Source organism: Pseudomonas sp. Pseusp11 (assembly GCF_047304405.1).
Taxonomy (GTDB): Bacteria; Pseudomonadota; Gammaproteobacteria; order Pseudomonadales; family Pseudomonadaceae; genus Aquipseudomonas.
The window spans coordinates 74,878-94,398 of record NZ_JBGLZF010000018.1; the positions used below are offsets into that span (position 1 = coordinate 74,878).

Annotated in this window: 16 protein-coding genes; 4 read left to right on the forward strand and 12 right to left on the reverse strand. The window is 56.7% G+C overall.

Translation table 11 applies throughout. The features are described 5' to 3' along the window. Positions 1-8: 8 nt before the first annotated feature. The 6 genes from ACCC96_RS16570 to ACCC96_RS16595 form a co-directional block, all read right to left on the reverse strand. Positions 9-1,661: an AMP-binding protein gene (locus tag ACCC96_RS16570; protein WP_413696337.1), complete on the reverse strand. Its 1,653-nt coding sequence runs from the start codon at positions 1,659-1,661 to the stop codon at positions 9-11. Continuing rightward, complete coding sequence (locus tag ACCC96_RS16575; RefSeq protein WP_413696338.1) at positions 1,658-2,398, reverse strand: nitroreductase; 741 nt, start codon at positions 2,396-2,398, stop codon at positions 1,658-1,660. Before ACCC96_RS16575 ends, ACCC96_RS16570 begins: the two co-directional genes overlap by 4 nt. Positions 2,399-2,438: 40 nt before the next feature. Next, positions 2,439-3,785, reverse strand: a complete 1,347-nt coding sequence (locus ACCC96_RS16580) for an MFS transporter (RefSeq protein ID WP_413696339.1) — start codon at positions 3,783-3,785, stop codon at positions 2,439-2,441. A 170-nt stretch (positions 3,786-3,955) separates the two neighbouring features. Next, a complete protein-coding gene (locus ACCC96_RS16585; RefSeq protein ID WP_413696340.1) occupies positions 3,956-4,972 on the reverse strand; it encodes an AraC family transcriptional regulator in 1,017 nt (338 codons plus the stop codon). Positions 4,973-5,065: 93 nt separating this feature from the next. Beyond that, positions 5,066-5,590, reverse strand: a complete 525-nt coding sequence (locus tag ACCC96_RS16590; protein ID WP_413696341.1) for a hypothetical protein — start codon at positions 5,588-5,590, stop codon at positions 5,066-5,068. A gap of 244 nt (positions 5,591-5,834) precedes the next feature. Continuing rightward, positions 5,835-7,019: an aldo/keto reductase gene (locus ACCC96_RS16595; protein ID WP_413696342.1), complete on the reverse strand. Its 1,185-nt coding sequence runs from the start codon at positions 7,017-7,019 to the stop codon at positions 5,835-5,837. 188 nt (positions 7,020-7,207) lie between these two features. Here ACCC96_RS16595 and ACCC96_RS16600 point away from each other — a divergent pair, with 188 nt between their 5' ends. Further along, positions 7,208-8,188, forward strand: coding sequence for an AraC family transcriptional regulator N-terminal domain-containing protein (locus ACCC96_RS16600; RefSeq protein WP_413696343.1), 981 nt, complete (start codon positions 7,208-7,210; stop codon positions 8,186-8,188). Positions 8,189-8,280: 92 nt separating this feature from the next. Here ACCC96_RS16600 and ACCC96_RS16605 read toward each other — a convergent pair whose 3' ends face one another. From ACCC96_RS16605 to ACCC96_RS16630, 6 genes are all read right to left on the reverse strand, one after another. Beyond that, complete coding sequence (locus tag ACCC96_RS16605; RefSeq protein WP_413696344.1) at positions 8,281-9,300, reverse strand: Gfo/Idh/MocA family protein; 1,020 nt, start codon at positions 9,298-9,300, stop codon at positions 8,281-8,283. A 6-nt stretch (positions 9,301-9,306) separates the two neighbouring features. Then, the gene (locus ACCC96_RS16610; protein ID WP_413696345.1) at positions 9,307-10,137 is read right to left on the reverse strand and encodes a shikimate dehydrogenase family protein; all 831 of its coding nucleotides are present in this window, start codon (positions 10,135-10,137) and stop codon (positions 9,307-9,309) included. Positions 10,138-10,308: 171 nt separating this feature from the next. Continuing rightward, a complete protein-coding gene (locus tag ACCC96_RS16615; protein ID WP_413696346.1) occupies positions 10,309-11,745 on the reverse strand; it encodes an MFS transporter in 1,437 nt (478 codons plus the stop codon). A 284-nt stretch (positions 11,746-12,029) separates the two neighbouring features. Continuing rightward, positions 12,030-13,610, reverse strand: a complete 1,581-nt coding sequence (locus tag ACCC96_RS16620) for an aldehyde dehydrogenase (NADP(+)) (RefSeq protein ID WP_413696347.1) — start codon at positions 13,608-13,610, stop codon at positions 12,030-12,032. 60 nt (positions 13,611-13,670) lie between these two features. Beyond that, positions 13,671-15,218, reverse strand: coding sequence for a UxaA family hydrolase (locus ACCC96_RS16625; RefSeq protein WP_413696348.1), 1,548 nt, complete (start codon positions 15,216-15,218; stop codon positions 13,671-13,673). A 123-nt stretch (positions 15,219-15,341) separates the two neighbouring features. After that, the gene (locus tag ACCC96_RS16630) at positions 15,342-16,328 is read right to left on the reverse strand and encodes a LysR family transcriptional regulator (protein ID WP_413696349.1); all 987 of its coding nucleotides are present in this window, start codon (positions 16,326-16,328) and stop codon (positions 15,342-15,344) included. 120 nt (positions 16,329-16,448) lie between these two features. Here ACCC96_RS16630 and ACCC96_RS16635 point away from each other — a divergent pair, with 120 nt between their 5' ends. The 3 genes from ACCC96_RS16635 (at position 16,449) to ACCC96_RS16645 (ending at position 19,521) form a co-directional block, all read left to right on the forward strand. Continuing rightward, on the forward strand, positions 16,449-17,627 hold the full coding sequence (locus ACCC96_RS16635) for a fumarylacetoacetate hydrolase family protein (protein WP_413696350.1): 1,179 nt from the start codon (positions 16,449-16,451) through the stop codon (positions 17,625-17,627). Positions 17,628-17,917: 290 nt separating this feature from the next. Further along, positions 17,918-18,724: an IclR family transcriptional regulator gene (locus ACCC96_RS16640; protein WP_413696351.1), complete on the forward strand. Its 807-nt coding sequence runs from the start codon at positions 17,918-17,920 to the stop codon at positions 18,722-18,724. Beyond that, on the forward strand, positions 18,721-19,521 hold the full coding sequence (locus tag ACCC96_RS16645) for a 2-keto-4-pentenoate hydratase (protein ID WP_413696352.1): 801 nt from the start codon (positions 18,721-18,723) through the stop codon (positions 19,519-19,521). Before ACCC96_RS16640 ends, ACCC96_RS16645 begins: the two co-directional genes overlap by 4 nt.

The window sequence follows — 19,521 nt, forward strand, 5'->3', positions numbered from 1 at the left end:
GTGGGGTGTCAGCCAGTTGAAGCCAGACGTACGATCGCCTCTCGGCTCCCGGCTTGTTGTCGCAGGATGAACTTCTGGATTTTCCCTGTGGCGGTTTTCGGCAGCTCCATGAATATCACGCGGCTTGGGCTCTTGTAGCGGGCCAGGCGCGCCTGGCAATACGCGATCAATTCAGCTTCGGTGGGTGGCTGGACCTGGCTTCTGAGCTCGATGAAGGCGCAGGGAACTTCACCCCATTTGTTGTCTGGCTGTGCCACCACGGCGGCATGCAATACCGATGCGTGGCCATGAAGAATGTCTTCGATCTCTACGGATGAAATATTTTCACCGCCAGAGATGATCACGTCTTTTGTGCGGTCGGTAATCTGCACGTAACCATTGGGATGAACCACTGCTACGTCGCCGGTATGGAACCAGCCGCCTTCAAACGCTTTTTGCGTCGCCGACTGGTTTTTCAGATACCCCATCATTACGGTATTGCCGCGCAGCAGCAGTTCACCTGTAGTCTGGCCATCATGAGGAACTGGTTCGAGTGTTTGCGCATCAGCAACCAGCAAACCTTCGAAGGCTGCCGCCCGCGCGCCCTGCCTTACGCGTATCCTGGCTCTTTCGGGGGGGCTGAGTTCATCCCAGCCGTCCTGCCAGACGCAACTGACCGGAGTGCCCGCGACTTCGGTGATGCCGTACACGTGATCCACCTGGAAACCCATGGAAACCACAGCGTCCAAGACTGAGGCCGGGGGAGGGGAGCCGGCCGTCAATACACGCACAGGGTGCGGGAGACTGAAAGGTGTTGGGGTATTCGCAAGCATTGCCATCACCGTCGGTGCCGCACAGAAGTGATTGGCTTTATGTTCGACAATGGCGCCGAAGACAGCGTCCGCTGTCACTTTGCGCAGGCAAATATGGGTGCCTGCCGCAGCAGTGATCGCCCATGTGAAGCACCAACCGTTGGCATGGAACATGGGCAGCGTCCATAAATACCGTGGCGCCTGGGCAAGCGGCCAATTGGTCATCTGCAGCAAACTCATCAGGTAGGTGCCCCTATGGCTGACCACGACGCCTTTGGGATCGCCGGTGGTGCCGGATGTGTAGTTGAGGGCTATCGGCTGCCATTCCGTGCCGGGCCATACTCCCTGGAAATTCGGGGCTCCTTCAGCAAGCAGGGCTTCATAGTCGATAACATCAATCTCGCCAACTGCCGGGGCCAGGTGATCTCGGATTATCACGATTGCCGGGGGACGTTCGAGCTTCTTCAGCGCGGCACAGGCCACGGCCATGAACTCGCAATCCACCAGCAGTAAGCTGCACTCACTGTGCCGCAGGATAAATGCAATGCCTTCGGCATCCAGGCGATGGTTGATGGTATTGAGGATGGCGCCGGATAAAGGAATGCCGAAGTGGGCTTCGATCATTGCCGGGGTATTCGGGGAGAGAATCGAAACCGTCTCCCCTGGTTGCACGCCCCGGCCCACCAGCGCTGAGGCGAGGCGATAACAGCGCTCACGTGTTTGTGCCCAAGTACGCTGCAGTTCCCCGTGAATAATCGCGACGCGCTCAGGATGAACCAACGCGGCGCGGTCCAGAAATCCCAAGGGCGTTAACGGAACATGGTTGGCTGGGGTTTGATCAAGTCCACTTGCGTACGCTGCACTGATCATGGGCAGGTCTCCTTATTATTATGATGAAAAATGGCGAAAGCGCTGACCGGTTCCCGAGCTGTCACCAGAGTGTTTTCAATGGCCTTGGGGTCGGCATAGCCAAGGCTCATGCCACACACCAGCATCTGGTCGGCGGGAATGCTCAACATCTCTGAAATGACGTTGTGGTATTTGAGAAATGCGGCCTGCGGGCAGGTGTGCAACCCCCGCCCGCGTGCCGCCAACATGACGTTTTGCAAAAACATGCCGTAGTCCAGAAGGCTGCCTTGCTCCAACACTTTGTCCACGGTAAATAGCAAGCCGACCGGTGCGTCGAAGAACCGGTAATTGCGCCCGTGCTGTTGGTGCATGCGTTGTTTTTCACCTTTAGCGATCCCAAGTAGCCCGTAGAGGTCCCAACCCACCTTGCGCCGGCGATCGATGTAAGGCGTGACCCATTCGTTTGGGTAGTAGGTGTAGGGATCCTGCATGTCGCTGCTGAGCCGTGGGTCGTTGTCGATGGCGCTGATGGTCATCGACAGACGCTCTTTCGCTTCACCGGTTACAACGTGCACCTGCCAGGGTTGCATGTTCACACCCGAGGCACTGAAGCGTGCGACATCCAGAATCGCTTCGACTTCCTCATGGGGCACGGCTGTCGGCAAAAAGGCCCTGACGCTGCGCCGTGACATGATTGCCCAGTCGACGGTGCGCTGGGTTTCTTGCGCAGACAGCGGCGGTGGTGACAAGCGATTCAAGATACGCATCCTTTTAGCGGGCTCCGTTCAGGGTGAGCAGTCAGCGGGACAGGGCCGGTAATTTGCGGACCTGATTGGAGTCTGCCCGAGACTGATTGACAAACGTGACCGCCAGCGCCCCGATCAGGCCCGCCAACGCGATCACCATGAAGTTTTGTTCGAGAGGCAAAGCCAATGAAACGAGCCAGCCGATCAACACCGGCGCGATAATTGCTCCGATCCGACCAACCCCTGACGCGAACCCCACACCGGTGGAGCGGATGGGCGTGGGATAGAAATCCCCGGCATAGGCGTAGGCGATCAACTGAGTACCCAGCGTCGAGGCGCCGACGATGAACACCACGACAAACAACAGCTCGGTTGAGCGTGTGAAGGCCATCGCGGTGAGCGCCAATGCACCGACGATGTAGAACACAATCAACACATGCTTGATATTGAGCTTATCGCTCAACCATCCCCCTCCGATCGCACCCACAATCGCGCCCACGTTGAACACGATGACAAAGTTCAGGGCCGATCCGAGGCTATGACCAGACATCGCCATCAATTTGGTCAGCCAGGAATTAAGCGCATAAACCATGAAAAGCCCGGTCATAAAGGCCGCCCAAATCATCACCGTGCTGAACCCCCGACCTTCGCTGAAGAGACCCTTGATCGGGCTGTCGAGTGCGGCCTTGGTCTCGGTTGGGTTGCCCACCAATACCGCGTCATCGCTCAGTCGGAGATTGGGGCTGATCCTCTGAACGATGGTGCGTAGTTCAGCCTGGCGGCCTTGTTTGAGCAAATACGCCATGGACTCCGGCATGGTTTTCAATATCAGGGGGATCAGCAGCACAGGCAGCCCTGCGACAAAGAACACCGACTGCCAGCCATGGCTCTCGATCAGATGTTTACCCGTCAACGCAACGAGTATGCCGCCCACGGAGTAGCCCGCGAATACCAGAGTGACCAGGCGGGTGCGCAGCTTTGCTGGCGAAAACTCCCCCATCTGCGCGGTGACTATCGGCAGTACGCCGCCGATGCCGAGGCCTGCGATAAAGCGCGAAATGCTGAAGCTGATGGGATCACTGGTAAGCCCGGCGGCGGCGGTAAACAGGCTGAACAGCGCAACACAGATCGCGACCATTTTTGGACGGCCGATGCGGTCAGCCAGTGTGCCGAGGAAAATGGCCCCGAGCATTGTTCCCAGCAGGGCCGACCCAGCCATCACGCCAGCACGTGTTGCGTCGATGCCCATGTCCTGCATGATGGCGGGTAGGGCCGCGCCGACCACGGCAAGGTCATAACCATCGATGATCAGGATAAGCACGCACCAGAACAGAATCAGCCGGTGAAACCGGTTGAATGTTGATTCGCCCGCGAGCGTATAGACGTTCACTGATTGCATGACGTGTCTCCTTCAATCTTATTGTTGTTGGTGAAGTGCACTTCGCGACATTCTAGGAAGGCGATCACGTGCCGCCCATGTCGGGTGGCACCAATTTGTGTGAGCTGTTTGGGCATGCGTGCAACGCAGTGCACTGAACGAAGTTGGGGCGGGGCGTAACAGGGGGAGGCTTATTCTTCCAGGTGGCCGCGTCGGTAGGCGCCGGGGCTGACGCCAGTCCATTTCTTGAAGGCCCGATGAAACGCACTGGTTTCCTGGAAACCGGTGGCGGCCGCCACATGCGTCACCGTCATATCGCCACGTGACAGCAGGTCAATCGCCATGTCGCGGCGAAGGTCGTCCCTGAGGCTTTGATAATGCGTGCCCTCTGCCTGCAAGCGGCGTTGCAACGTTGAGTTGGACATGTGAAGTGCGACGGCCAAGTCATCACGTTCGGGCCATTGTTCCGGGCTTGATCCACGCAAGTAACGTCTTATCTGCGCGCTAAGGCTGTCGTCGTTACGGTATTTCACCAGCAGGCTGCCGGGGGATTCCTTGAGGAAGGTACCCACCGTGGCCGGCGACTGCGCGATTTTCATGTTGAGGAATTTTTTGTCGAAACTGATCTCGGTCGCGGGCGCGTCGTACTCAATGTCCTCACAGAAGCGCATGCGATAGTCACTCTGATCCTCAGGCCTGGACGCCCGAAAACTGAGCTTGAGCAGTGGAATACGCTGATTGACCAGCCAGCATGACAGCCCGTGTACGAGGATAAACCAGGTGCCATAGGCAAACAGGCGGCGCAGGACACCACGGTCCTGTACCACGATAAATGCCAGATCGTCCTTGACCTGCAACTCGCCTTGAATGTCATCCAGTACAAGCCGCAGGAATGACAGCATTCGCTGCAACGCCTGACCCAAGGTGCTGCAGTCCAAGAGCGCATGACACATCAGTTTGAAGCTGCCGCGACGCATGGGATGGCTGTCGATGCCAAAAAATTCATCGTCCAGCAGGTCGGCTATCTCCACCCACAGTCGGGCAAAGGAGGTCGCTGAGACCCTGGCTTTTGGGGCGTTGAGCAGTTGTGAGTCGATGTCGGCATTGGCTAACGCAACTGTCAGGTCCAGCTGCCTTTGCCTGGCGCTATACAATGCCTCATGCACCAAGGCGATTGACGTGGTGCCTTTGTCCTGGAGGGGAGTCATGGTTGTTCCGCGCAGGTGTGGTTGGCCCTAATGTAGGGCTAACGCACATCCACCGCCAGCGCGACGAGCAGCTTCTCGGTCGACTCTTTATTCTTAAGTCGGAGGGCTGAGCGAAGGAAGTTTTTTTGCGCCTGCTACAGAGTTTAACCAGAACAGAATGGCAGCGAGAGAGGCGGCTACTATCAGCGTAAGCCACATGATGACCAACACGCTGAATGTGACGCTATTGTTTAACTCACGAAAAATGCCGAAGGCAAAAGCGGTGTACCAAGACACACCCGAAACTGCACCTGATGCGAGAAATAAGGCAGCTCTGCTGCGGGAGACTCCAAAGAGCAGGGGGCGACTCAAGTCGCGTAGTGCTTCTGGCAACACAAACGCATGGATGATTATTCCATTGAAGGTCAGGACGATCACCACAATTACCTTCGCCCAGAGCTTAGGGTTTTCCAACTTTTCCGGCGACTCCATCGCGTAAAGGGCTAAGAAACCAAGGCCTGAAAGCCACAGGAGGCATAGTCCAGTAGTGACCGCGTCGCTAATGAACTGAAAGGTGCGTCCGATTTCAACGGGGAGGTTACCCCTGCGCATCCAACGGAAAATCCAGAGGTCCAGCATCGTCGCCCCGCCAAGACCGAAGCACATACCGAGCAGGTGTATACCTACAAGGAGTGTCAGAACGTTTAGCTGTGGGAGTGGATCAGGCAATGGAACGCTAAGCGCAAGTGTGTCCGCGAGTAAGTGTCCACTGCTGGAGAGCGCAAGTAGGCCGCCGAAAATCATGAGACATGTTCGTATCTTCATTTGTTACGACCTCAGGCTAGTGTTCTTATCCAGCAGGTAGCACGGGCCTGGACCCTCCTCAGGAAGGAACCGGTGCTTGAGCATCGATCAAGCTCTGGCTCTTGAGCTCCTCCCAAAAGGCTGACGGAATACCGACCTTCATCGCTTGTACATTGGAAACTATCTGCCCCGGCGAACGCGCCCCCGGAATAATCGCGGACACTTGCGGATGTGCTGCTGCGAACTGCAAGGCGGCAGTATGAATGTCGATGCCATGTCGGCTGGCAACCGCCATGATTCGCGCGCGCTTTTCTACCGCTCCGGCAGGTAGATCCAGGCTGAAGTTATATCGGCTGCGCCCTCCCAGAAATCCATCATTCAGGGGTGTTCCAACCACGACACTGGTGCCCTTGCTTCTCAATGCCGGAAAGGTGTTGCGCAACGCATCGCTGTGGTCGAGGAGGGAATACTGACAGGCAAGCAACACGATGTCGGGCGTCGGGTCATTACTGGTCAGCGCCTGAACCACGGCGTTCGGCGTATTGACTCCGAAGCCCCATGCCTTGATGAGCCCTTCATCACGCATCTTTTCAAGCTCAACCATCGCCCCTGTGCGCGCAATTCGATACGCCGCTTCCCATCCGCCTTCCAGCTCGGTGTTATCTGGCGAGAGGTCATGGATAAAGACGATATCGATACGGGGTAACCCCAGACGCTGCAGGCTGTCTTCCACGGAGCGACGCGTGCCTGCTGCGGTGTAGTCATATCGATAGTTGAAGGGCGCCGGCGACTTCCAGATGGCATGGTCCGCACGCAGGCCACCAGCGGCCGTCAATACCCGGCCGACCTTGGTGGAGACCACATAGTCGTCTGGATTTTTGCCGTGCAGGAAGCGGCCTAGACGATATTCACTCAAGCCAAACCCGTAGAACGGCGACGTGTCGTAAAGCCTTACACCCGCACCCCAAGCAGCCTGCAGAACCAAAGCCGCCTGCTCGTCGCTGATCGGCGCAAAGATATTGCCAATCTGCGTCCCGCCCATACCAAAGCGTTGAGGCGTCATGTATCTCATGGTATGCGAGGGTGAATTGAGGGGCAGGTCTGCGCGCACGAGCTGCCCTTGCGTACGCATCACGCTTCCGCGCTCGGTCAACGAAGAGGGCGCTGCGGCTGTAGCCAGCGAACTTGCGACACTCGATACCGGCAGCAAAGCGGCTGCAACAGCACCCGCCGCCGAATAGGTAAGAAAATCTCGTCTGTCCATCCAACTTTCCTTTCACGACTGAGGGTCTACGGGCTCATCGAAGCCGGTCTTCAGATTGGAAACTAGAACAACGAGGGTTGGTCGGGTGACCCTAATGCGCCGTATCTTTTGCACAATCCTGCCGATGCACTTGTGCTGGTCACGCACTCTCAGCAAACTCGAACATTCCGTAAATAGGGGCGCATGTGATGACGAGCGGTTCCTTCTCGCAGTTCGGTTTCGGCCATGTGCATTCCCTGACCTTGAGCGAACCCGCTCAGCCCAACGAACGCCTCCAGGCACTCAGACGGCTTATCGAAAAAGTCACCATGCAGATTGGTTTGAACGAGGTCTGCACAACATCGATTCCAGGCCTGACCTTTTATCGAATGGCCGAGCTAGGTACGCCCACATACTGCATTTATGAGCCTTGCGTAGCCATCATTCTTCAGGGTGCGAAGGAGATCACGTTTGGTGAGCAAGCCTGTGAGTTCGGGCAGGGGGCGTTCTTCGTCACTTCGGTGGATATACCCACATTGGCTCGCGTTACCGCGGCTAACGAGCAAACCCCTTATCTATCAGTTGTGTTGAAGCTCGATCTTGCCATGCTCAATGAGGTGATCCAGACCTTGGAACCACCAAGGCAGGAAATGGCTTCTGAAGCACGAGGCTTCGCATCTGGTGCGGCGTCGAGTGAGATGCTCGACGCGTTCACCCGACTCGCCACGCTGATCGAACGGCCGCTTGAGGCAGGCTTGATGTCGGACCTTATCAAGCGGGAGATATGCGTTCGGCTGCTGCTCAGTGGAGCGGGCCAGTGGCTGCGCAGCGTCACTCGCGATGGTTACCGAGACAAGGGTATCGTGAGAGCCATTGAATGGTTGAAACATCATTACGACAAACCGCTGCACGTGGCCGATCTCGCCGAACGATCGGGCATGGCCAGCTCTACTCTGCATCACAACTTTCGCAAGCTGACAGGCACCAGCCCCGTTCAATATCAAAAGTCGTTACGGCTGCAAGCCGCGCGCAGCCTGATGTTGACCGATAGGGTCGATGTGAACACGGCCGCCTTGCGGGTAGGCTATGAAAGTGTCGCTCAATTCAGTCGCGAATATGCCCGGCGTTTCGGAGCCCCACCCTCGAGAGACATCAAGCACGCACGGGAGAATGGTGGACGGCTCGACTAATTAAGCGACCCAATCACCTCAATCCAGACAGAGACCGGCGCAAGTCGCAATTGTTAGCTGTCTAGGTGTCGGATTCAGCTCGGCGGCTCGAATCATTCAGACGTCGGCGTAAGCGTCAAAAGCGTACCTCCTTGCCGAGCTGAAGCGTAGGCGGCGTCCATGACCTGCATGATGGCCTCGGCGTCGCGCAATGAGGCAATTGGCTTGGCGCCGTTACGACATTCAGTAAGTACTTGCTTGACGAACAGTGGGTAATAGACGTCTGTGTCCAGTTGCAGTCGGCGGCTTCGAGTGCCGGCCGCAAGGTTTTGTCGATCCCTTATTTCGATTCGGTCGGGACCGGATTTGGCATACATGTGATCAGATGAAAGGGTGAAAGAGAACTCGCGCTGTTCGTCGGCGGTACTCGGAAAACTGTATCCCGTTTCCACAACTCCGATCACTCCATCTTCAGTCTGCAGGGTCAATAACGAATAGTCTTCGACGGCACCCCGATGCGTGAGCGAATTCATGACGGCTGAGACTCGCGAGACCTCCTTACCGGTCAGCAGTCTGAAGAGATCGATAAAATGCGTCGCCACGTTGATCGTCGATCCGCCTCCTGAAAAAACGGGATCGATGGCCCAGCCTGAGCCTGCCGTTTCATAACGAGCGGGCGGACCTACGATGAAACGGAAAGACATGTAGTTGAAGTCCGTGGCCAAGTGTCCCTCAGCATCTTGCAGAGCACTAAGCAGTTCACTCATGCGGAAGATCAGCGGCACAGCACAGTAGAGATTGGCTTGCTCGGCCAGCTCACGCAGCCGTGTGACCTGCGCCATGTTGATGCCGCAGGGCTTTTCCAGGGCGAAAGGGATGTTTCGTGCGATCACGGCCTCTGCCAGCGACGGCATTTGCGAATGCCTGCCGAACACGAAAGCAAAATCGACCTCCTCGCGCTCAAGCAATTCATAGGAGGAGCTATACAAAGGGCATTTGAATCGCTCGGCAATGGCCGTGCCCTTCACGTGCTCTGAATCCGACACGGCCACCACTTGGACCCCATGGGTCTCAAGCGCATTCAGATACAGTGGGACATGCCAATGGCTGACTTCCAGTAACGCAACTTTCATATGTACTCACTCCTGGCGCGGTGCTGTTACGTTATCGGGGTGGTAATCGAACCCAAGGAAGCGCAGTGCAAGCAGCGCCTGACCTTTGTGCATGGGGCCCCCGTCCTGGGTACGACAACCTCGTTTACGCGCAGCATCGCAAAGCGGTGTCGAGTCCGGCGAGTTGATGATATCCACGACGAGGGTGCCGGGCTGGAGCCGGTCGGGGTCCACAGGCATAGGATCATTTTTGCTCATGCCAAGCGGCGTGGCATTGATCACGATTTCATAGTCATGTGGATCCGGTGGGCCGGACTGCGTGATGCAACCTGTTTCGGCAGCAACTGATTTCGCCAGTTCCTCGGCTCGGTGTTCGTCGACATCGGAGATAGTGAGGGATCGGGCGCCCGCCGACGCGACGGCAAATGCGATCGCTCTGCCTGCGCCTCCAGCGCCGACCAAAAGAACGTTTTTGTTCGCTGGATAGTAGCCTTCCCATTGCATGCCAAGCACACAGCCGAGGCCATCGAATACAGCGCCGACCCAGCGTCCGTCTGTCTCGCAACGAATGACGTTGATTGCGCCGACTTGACGCGCAGTCGGATGAAGTTCGTCGACAACATCCAGCATCCTTTGCTTGTGAGGCATGGTGACCAGGATGCCAGCGAGATTGTTCAGTGCCCTGGCACCCGTCACGAACGAGGGCAGGTCATCGGCCTTGACCTCCAATGGAACACAAACCGCGTCTGCCTGCTGTTCTATAAAGAGTCGGTTGAATAATTGCGGAGACTTGGCAGCCGCCAGCGGATGGCCGACCAATCCATAAAGCCGAGTTGTTCCTGTGATATGTGGGGCCATGGTTGCCTGATATTTGATGATGGCAGGGGGAGCAGACTTGCTCGGTTTTAGGGAATCTACAGCGTCGGCGATTAGGCATGGGTAATCACCTGACCTATGACGCTGCTCTGCTCGTCCAACCTGTAGGGGGGGCGAAAACCTAATGTCGCCCCAACATGATCGCCGGAGTCGTTAGGAGTGCGCTTGGCTAGCCAAGTCTTTTGGCGCGCCTGTCTTGGGCGCCTCCGACATCGCTGCGGCCCGCATACGATCATATTCATCCTTGGCGATAGGCACCGCGCCGCGCTTGCCAAGATCCTCAAGCCGAATCCGGTATGTTTCACGTGTAGTGAGCGCCGCGATCACAGCGACAACACAGATACCTAATGTTAGAGAACCGATTTTCAGTGGGATGTTGTCGGAGCCTGGGGGCGCAACAGTGACGAAAAGTGCCGGAAGAAACGCAGTCATTGCGGTTCCGATGTTCTGTCCGATGGCCATGCCAGTTACACGCACCCGAGTACGGAACAATTCGGGAAAGAGGCTTGGAAATATAGCGTTGTAACCCTGATAGGCGACGCCCCACATGAGTACGGACAGAACCAGAGAAAGCCATAGGTTATGGATGCTGATAGCGTACAGATAGGCGTACGAGAGTAGCCCTGCGCAGAACACGCCAACAATGAGTGGGGGCCTACGGCCGATTTTGTCTGAGAGGTTACCAACCAAGGGGATCAGGATCACCGCGCACATGTTACCCAGCAGAGGAATCCACAAATAGACGCCTGCAGGGAAACCGATTCCATAGGCCGGTTGGACCGCATAAGTGGCGCCGAATACCGAGGCGACAATGGCGATCACCGCGGCAAGTGCCATGCAGATCACGCGCAAGAGATCACCCCAGCTCTGCCGGATGACTTCGACGACTGGCAGAACAGTAGCTTCTTCGCCTTGCTTTTTTTGCTCGGCAAATGCGGGTGTCTCATCGACCTGGCGGCGAATGATATATCCCATGATTACGACGACGACGCTGAGCAGGAACGGAATCCGCCAACCCCAGGAAGCGAACTGATCCGCAGGCATGAAATGAGCGAGAGGCAAGAAAACTGCCGCCGCGAGCAACTGCCCGGCCTGAACCCCTTGGAGAGTAAAGCTCGCGAAGTAACCACGGCGACCGGACGGGGCGTGTTCGAGAATCATGGAACTGGCGCAGGAGATCTCCCCGGCCACCGCAAAACCCTGAATCAGGCGCAACGTCACAAGCAGCACCGGCGCCCAGATCCCGATCTGCTGGTACGTTGGCAGAAGTCCGATACACATCGTCGAGAAGCCCATCAGGAACATGCAGTAAACCAGAACCGTTTTACGGCCGTGGCGATCACCCAAATGCCCTAGGACAACAGCACCTATCGGCCGGGCGATATAGCCCACACCAAAGCTGGCCAGAGAGGCAATGATGCCGACCGCTGGGTTATCAGATGGAAAAAAGAGCTGTGGAAACAGCAAGGCCGCCGCGGTCGCATAGATAAAGAAGTCGTAATACTCCAGCGCTGAGCCGATCCAACCGCTAGCTGCGGCTTTCTTTGACTGGCCTTTGGAATGAGCGTCGATCGGTATGCTCTGATTCATAACGTGTCTCCGGTTTCTCAATTGTTGTTATTGTAACTACGTTCCATCAGTAATTCTGTTACCGAAATTACCGCCCTGTCAAGGGGAGTCGTTCCTTGGTCGATCAAGGGGACGCAGGTCATTTGTGAAGTGTCGAGGGCGTCCTCGCCAAGCCGAGCGAGAACGCTAAAGCCCGCTCGTGCAATTGAGCGAATAGGGTGTAAGAGGAGCAGGGTGACCTTAAGGCGCGCTAGCCCGCGCGCCTTAATCAATCCGTCTACATGCCGCCTTGCACGCTCGCCAACCTACAAACTATCTCTCGAGAGATGACCGTCGACGAGCCTCGAAATGTTCAACGGATTCGCGTTCTTGAGCACATCGGGAAGCAATGCATCGGGGTAATTTTGGAAGCAGACGGGTCTCAGGAAGCGGTCGATGGCCAAGGTGCCGACCGAGGTACCCCGACTATCGGAAGTCGCAGGATAAGGGCCGCCGTGCACCATTGAATCGCAAACCTCGACACCCGTTGGGTAGCCATTGATAAGGATGCGACCAACCTTCACCTCCAACAAAGCAGTCAACTCTGCGAATTGCGTAAGGTCTTCTGGCTCACCAATCAAGGTTGCGGTCAACTGTCCGTGAAGGGCATTGATGGCGGCGTTGAGCTGCGCCTGGTCAGTGACCTCGATGAAGATAGATGTGGGGCCGAAGATTTCTTCTTGAAGAACCTTGTCGCCGTTAAGCAGCAACTCTACGTCGGCCTTAAACAACTGTGGCTGGGCCTGGTGCCCCTGTTGGTTGCTGCCAGCCAGGTGCACGATGCCGGGGTGCGCGTGCAGGTTCTGCAATCCAACCGCATAGCTGCGCAGGGTGCCTGCGTTGAGCATTGTTTGTGCCGGTTGGTCGTTTATTAACGCCGCCACTCTATTCTGAAAGGCACTGAATGCATCCGAGCGAATGCCAACCACCAGTCCGGGATTGGTGCAAAACTGCCCACAACCCTGAACCACCGAGGCGGCAAGATCGTGAGCGATACTGTCGGCCCGACGCGAGAGGGCCTGGGGAAGGATCACTACCGGGTTGATGCTCGACATCTCGGCGAAGACTGGAATGGGCTCGGGACGAGCGGCGGCCATGTCGCACAATGCCCGACCGCCTTTGAGCGAGCCGGTAAAACCAACGCCCTTGATGAGCGGGTGTTTTACCAAGGCTTCACCTACGCCACTGCCATAAATCATGTTGAAGACACCGGCAGGCATGCCACTGCGCTCGGCCGCCCGGATAATCGCGTTGGCGACCTGTTCTGCAGTCGCCATGTGGCCGCTGTGGGCTTTAAATATCACCGGACAACCCGCCGCGAGCGCGGAGGCGGTATCGCCGCCGGCCGTGGAGAAAGCCAACGGGAAATTACTGGCACCAAACACAGCAACCGGACCGATGGCGGTGCGGTACTGGCGAAGGTCAGGGCGCGGTAACGGTTTGCGAAGTGGTAACGCTTGGTCGATGCGAGCGCCATAGAAATCACCGCGCCGCAGTACGTTTGCAAACAGGCGCATTTGACCGCTGGTACGTGCGCGTTCGCCCTGGATGCGAGCTACAGGCAATGCTGTTTCACGGCAAACCAGGGCAATAAACTCATCGTCCAAAGCCTCTAGCTCTTCAGCAATAGCATCGAGAAACTCAGCCCGTTTGCTCGCGCTCAGGATGCGGTAGCTGGAAAAAGCATTGTAGGCGGCATGAGCCGCGTCCTCGATTTCTTGCGCGGTCGCCTGGTGGAAGGCATAGGGTAGGGTTTCCCCCGTGCTGGCATCCACACTCTTGACGATGATAGTGCCGGCGGCGCTGCGCTGACCGCCGATAAAATTCTGGCCGGTGATGAGGGACATCGTTGTCTCCAGGTTGAATGTGCAAGAGATAGCTGGGCAAGGCATTCCCAGGACTGAAAATCAGGTGACGGCGCCGATCTGCCAAGGCACGAACTCATTTTGTCCGTATCCGTGTTGTTCGCTCATGCTGCGCTCGCCCGAGGCAATGCGCAGGATGGTTTCAAAGATTGCTGCACCGCACGCCTCGATGGTCAAAGTGTCTTCGGCAATTTCGCCGCAGTTGATGTCCATGTCTTCTCGCTGACGAGCCCACAAGGCGCTATTAGTCGCCAGCTTGATTGATGGGGCAGGGGCACAGCCATAGGCCGATCCGCGCCCGGTGGTAAACGCAATCAGGTTGGCACCACCGGCGACTTGGCCGGTTGCGGAGACGGGGTCATAGCCAGGGGTGTCCATGAAAACCAGCCCGTTGGCAGTGACGGCCTGGGCATATTCGTAGACATCCATCAGGTTGCTCGAGCCAGCCTTTGCCACAGCGCCCAGCGACTTTTCCAGAATGGTGGTCAAGCCACCTGCCTTATTGCCGGCAGAGGGGTTATTGTTTAATTCGGCCCCCATACGCTCGCAGTAGCGTTCCCACCAATGAATTCGAGCGATCAGTTTTTCGCCGACCTCACGGCTGACAGCCCGTCGTGTCAGCAAGTGTTCGGCACCGTATATTTCAGGGGTTTCAGAAAGAATCGCGGTACCGCCGCAGGCGACCAGGCGATCCACCGCATTGCCCAGTGCAGGGTTGGCGGTAATACCGGAATAGCCATCAGAGCCACCGCACTGAAGCCCGACAGTCAGATGGCGAGCGCTGACCGGTTCACGCTGAATCTGATTGGCCTCGCCAAGCAATTCCTTCACGTGGTCAATGCCACTGGCGATGGCCTTGGATGTACCGCCACTGTCCTGGATATTGAATGTGCGCAGTGTATTACTACGGGTTAGTCCTTGCGTCATGAGTAATGAATCGATTTGGTTCGTCTCGCAACCCAAACCGATCACCAACACGGACGCAAAGTTGGCGTGGGTCGCATATCCGGCCAATGTCCGGCGCAACATGCTCAAACCGTCGCCCGCAGGATCAACGGCGCAGCCGGCAGAATGAGTCAGAGCAACAACACCGTCGACGTTTGGATACGCTTGCAGTGCAGCGGGATTGATGTCCCGACGAAAATGGTCTGCGATGGCGCGGGCGACTGTGGCAGAGCAATTCACTGAAGTCAGAATGCCAATGTAGTTGCGCGTCGCGACGCGTCCATCCGGGCGTACGATACCCATGAACGATGGGGCTTCACTCGGCTTGACGTTGGGCTTCGCATCGACGCTGAAAGCATAATCGCGAGTGAATTCCCCCATAGCCAGGTTGTGCACATGGATATGCTCGCCTGCTTCAATGTCGACAACAGCAAAACCAATGATTTGCCCATAGCGCCTCACCGGTTGACCGGCTTCGATATGTCGGGAGGCAACTTTATGGCCCGGCACAATCGCTTGCCGGATAGTCACGCCTTCTTGCTCAAGGATTTCGCCAGCGAGTAGCGGTCGACGTGCGATAAGCACATCGTCCAGCGGGTTCAAACGCAGCACAGCTGCTGCGCCGGTTTTCATGATCAGTTCCATCGCATCCTCATGGGCTGCTGGGTGGTGCGCGGTCGCTAATAGCGCCGCACTTTTGTGCTGGCACTATAGGATTCATAGAAATGGCTGCCTAATGAGAGCTTTCGATTGCTCGATAACTTTGCCTCATCGACTTTTTCTGAGTTGGCTGCTTTGCTTCTCCTCTGTAGCCGTTTGCCGCTGTCTGGCGAACGATAATAAGGTCGCAATAAACCTCCGCGTCGGCTCTGAGAGGGGTTCATCCTTGCGAGTGATAACCCCGTAGTCCTGAGATTCGACTTTGAAGGGCGTATTGAGGATTTGAAGCTGCCCATTTTGCAGTTGCGACTGGACCATGGACTCGGGGAGCATGGCGAGCATTGGCCCAGACTGCAGCAACTGCAGGAAGGTTTGCATCGATATTGTCTCCACCGTGTTGGTTGGCGGGGCGATCTTGAACATCGCGAAAGCGCGCTCCATGCGTTGTCGGATCGGCGTATTAAAGGGATACATGACCCATGGCCATTCGCTGAGTGCTTCGATGGGGACCTCTTCAAGTTGGCACAGAGGATGTGTGCTGTTCGCGACGAGACAAAAGGGTTCAGGTCCCAGCGACGTAAATTCGAAAGGCTGACAAGCCTCATCCGTGAAGCGTGCAATGATCAAATCGAGTTTTTTTTGTTCGAGCATTTCCAGCAGGTGGTTGCTGGTTTGTTCGATCACCTCGATAGAAAGGAGAGGGCGCTCCCGTTTTATGCTGGCGATGGCTTCAGGCAGTACCACTGATGTCGCGGCGAAAATGGTGCCGACTTTTAAATGACCATGCCCGCCTTTTCGCAGTTTGTTGACCTGGTCGACGAACGACTCCGTGTCTTCCAAGGTAATACGCGCATAACGGGCTACGAACTCTCCTAGTTCAGTAAGCACCAGGCTGCGGGTTTGACGTTCAAACAGTGGGAAACCCAGGAGTACTTCCAGATCGCGAAGCAATTTACTGATGGCCGGTTGGGTAACATTCATCTGTTCTGCGGTCGTGTGCATATTGCGGGTCTTGGCCAGGCTATTGACCAGTACCAAATGTTTGATCTTCAGCCATCGGGTAACACTGCCAAAAGTAATTTGATCGTTTTCCATCGGATAAGGCCTTGTCTGTCGATAACAAAACAGCATTGATCGGTGAGATTCTTTCATTGGGATTTACGGGGGAGGTCCATTACTTTTACGGCTCTGATGGCTGACTGATCTGGAAGCTCTATGTCGAATCTGAAACTGACGCGCGAAAACACCCTGCCAGTGGATGGCCTGGCCGGAACGCTGATCGGCCGCGCCTGGATCCCGGGTGCGGTTGCAGGCCCCTCGCCAGTGGTGCTGCGCGATGACGGTGTGTTTGATCTTTCTGAAGTCTTTTCGACAATGAGCGAACTGTTGGAACACACCTCGCCGATGTTGGCGGTTCGTCAGGCGTCTGGCAGGTACGTCGGGACTGTCGAGGAATTGCTTGGAAACACTGGCAGCCATGCCGATCCCGACAAGGCATCGCTGTTGCCCCCAGCAGATTTGCAAGTCATCAAGGCAGCCGGGGTGACGTTCGCTTCCAGCATGATTGAGCGGGTAATCGAGGAGCAGGCCCGAGGCGATGCTGCAAAAGCGGAAAGTGTTCGCCGCTTGGTGCATGAAGCCATCGGCGATAACTTGCGGGCAATCAAGCCGGGCTCGCCAGCAGCGATGCGCCTTAAGGCTGTGCTGATCAAGCAAGGCATGTGGTCGCAATACCTGGAGGTCGGTATCGGCCCGGACGCGGAGATTTTCACGAAGGCACCGGTTCTGGCCGCCGTGGGCAGTGGCAGCGAAATCGGCATCCATCACAAGTCTGAATGGAACAACCCAGAGCCGGAAATTGTGCTGGCGGTGAACAGCCGAGGCCAAGTGCATGGCGTCACCTTGGGCAATGACGTCAATTTGCGTGATTTCGAAGGCCGCAGCGCACTGCTGCTGAGCAAGGCCAAGGACAACAATGCGTCCTGTGCGATCGGCCCATTTATTCGTCTGTTCGATGAAACGTTTACCCTCGACGACGTGCGCAACTGCGTCGTGGATTTGCAGGTTCAGGGCGACGACGGCTTCATTCTTGAAGGCAGCAGTTCCATGGCGTTGATCAGCCGTGATCCGTTGGATCTCGTGGCCCAGACGGTCGGCGGTGATCACCAATACCCTGATGGCTTCATGCTTTTTCTCGGAACCTTGTTTGCGCCTACCCAGGATCGTGAGGCACCGGGAAGCGGCTTTACGCATAAGCAGGGTGATGAGGTCAGCATTGGGAGCCCGTTGCTGGGCACGTTGCGCAACACAGTCACCTACAGCCATGAGGCTGCGCCCTGGACTTTCGGCTTGCGAGCGATGATGCACAATCTTGCTGCCCGCGGGCTGCTGTAGGTAAGGCAGGTGGGTGAGCTGCATTGGGTATTCTCCCGCAACGATTGAACAAACACGGGTGCACGTCTATTGATAAAGAGCCGAATCCGAAGGGTCCGGTTTTTTATATCCGCCAGGCGTCTCCCACCTTCTGGAGACCCGGTTGCATGGCTAGCCCTGTCTCGATAAGGCGAACCAGGTACAAGCAGGTTTGACTTATCGGGTGACGCCTGCATACTATTGGAACGTCGTTCCAGTACGAACAATGTTGCTCACATTCACCTCATTGTCAAAGATAAGTCGAGAAAAATATGAGAGTCGTCAAAGGTGCTGTTGACCGTTGCCTGGAGGCTATTGAGCTGCTGGCACGTGAAGCTCGCTGGATGCGGATGTCCGATATCGCAGCCGAGCTGAGCTTGGAAAAGGGGCCTGCTCATCGAGTGCTTGCTCAGTTAGTCGAGCAAGGGTGGGCAGAACAGGATGAAGCCACCTCGCAATACCGCTTGACGCTGAAGCTGGCGCTGTTGGGGCAGCGCTATTTGCATGGAATTGGTTTGCCTGAGTTGGTCCAGCCGATCCTTGAGCAAGTGGCTGTTCAGTGCCAAGAGTTGGTGCGCCTGACGGTGGTCAACGAGGGCACCTTGTCTTGGCTGTCTTCGGCCCAAGGCGCTGCGCCAGGGCTTATGTATTCGCCAGCCATGGATAAGCCGATCAATCTCTACGCCACCGCCAATGGCAAAGCCTGGCTGGCCTCAATGCCGGATGAGCTGGCCATTGAGCATGCGCTGCGTAGCGGCCTGGGGAAAACTGATGCCGGGATGGGGCAGGGGCCGAAAGCGATCAGCAGCATCGAAGGCTTGTTGGCCGAGCTGGCGCTGACGCGCAAGCGCGGGTATGGCTTGGTCATTGAAGAAGCCGAGGCGGGTGTCTGGGCGATCGCCGTACCGGTCAAGCTGGTTCCATCTGGCACTGTGGTTGGCACGATGAGTATCGCCGGCCCGGTCTTGCGCATGCAGCCTGAACGTTATGACCAATTGCATGCTCTGCTCGAAGATGCAGCCAACAAGCTGGGTACGGTTTGGCCGCGCCAGAACAGTGTGCATACGGAGAACGTATGAGCCAGCTCGCACCTGCATGGACCGAGGCGGGGTCAGGGTTGGAAGTCGCCGCTGCCGCTCTGGTCCGTGCACGGCTAGAGGGTGTTCGGCTGGCATCCTTGCCAGGCCCGAACCTGCCAAGCAGCCTCGCACAAGGTTTTGCCATTCAGCAGCATGTGGGGCCATTGGCTGGAAAAACCGTGGGGGGGTGGAAGTGTGCATTACCCCCGGCTGGCAAGTGGATCGTGGCCCCGATTTACAGCGACAGCATCGTAAAGGGCGAACGTTACCGACTGGCCGCCGACGCCGAAAAGGCGCGCATCGAGCCTGAATTGGCGTGCGTCCTGGCCCATGATTTGCCGGCACGTGTGGAGCCTTATACCGCTGAACAGATCGCTGCAGCGATCAGCGACGTGCACGTGGCATTGGAAGTGATCGACTGCCGTTACGCCGATCCACACACTCTGCCGTTCGAGCAATTGCTCGCGGACGGTCTATTCAATCACGGCCTGGTACTTGGGGCGCCAATCACGCTGTCGAACACTGCCAGCATGCCCTCTGAACTGGATATCACCCTGAGCGATGCAACGGCTGAGCTTCTGAATATCAAGGGCCGCCATCCGGACGGGAATCCGTTGTTGCCGATCGTATGGCTGGCCAATTTTCTGTCTACACAAGGGATAGGGCTGCAAGCAGGGCAGGTGATTATCACCGGGTCCTATGCAGGTGTTCTCGATGTGCCCGTCAACCAGCCACTGCATGTTCAGTTCGGCGAAGCCGGCTCATTGTCTGTCCATTTCTCAACGCTGGAGGAGTAA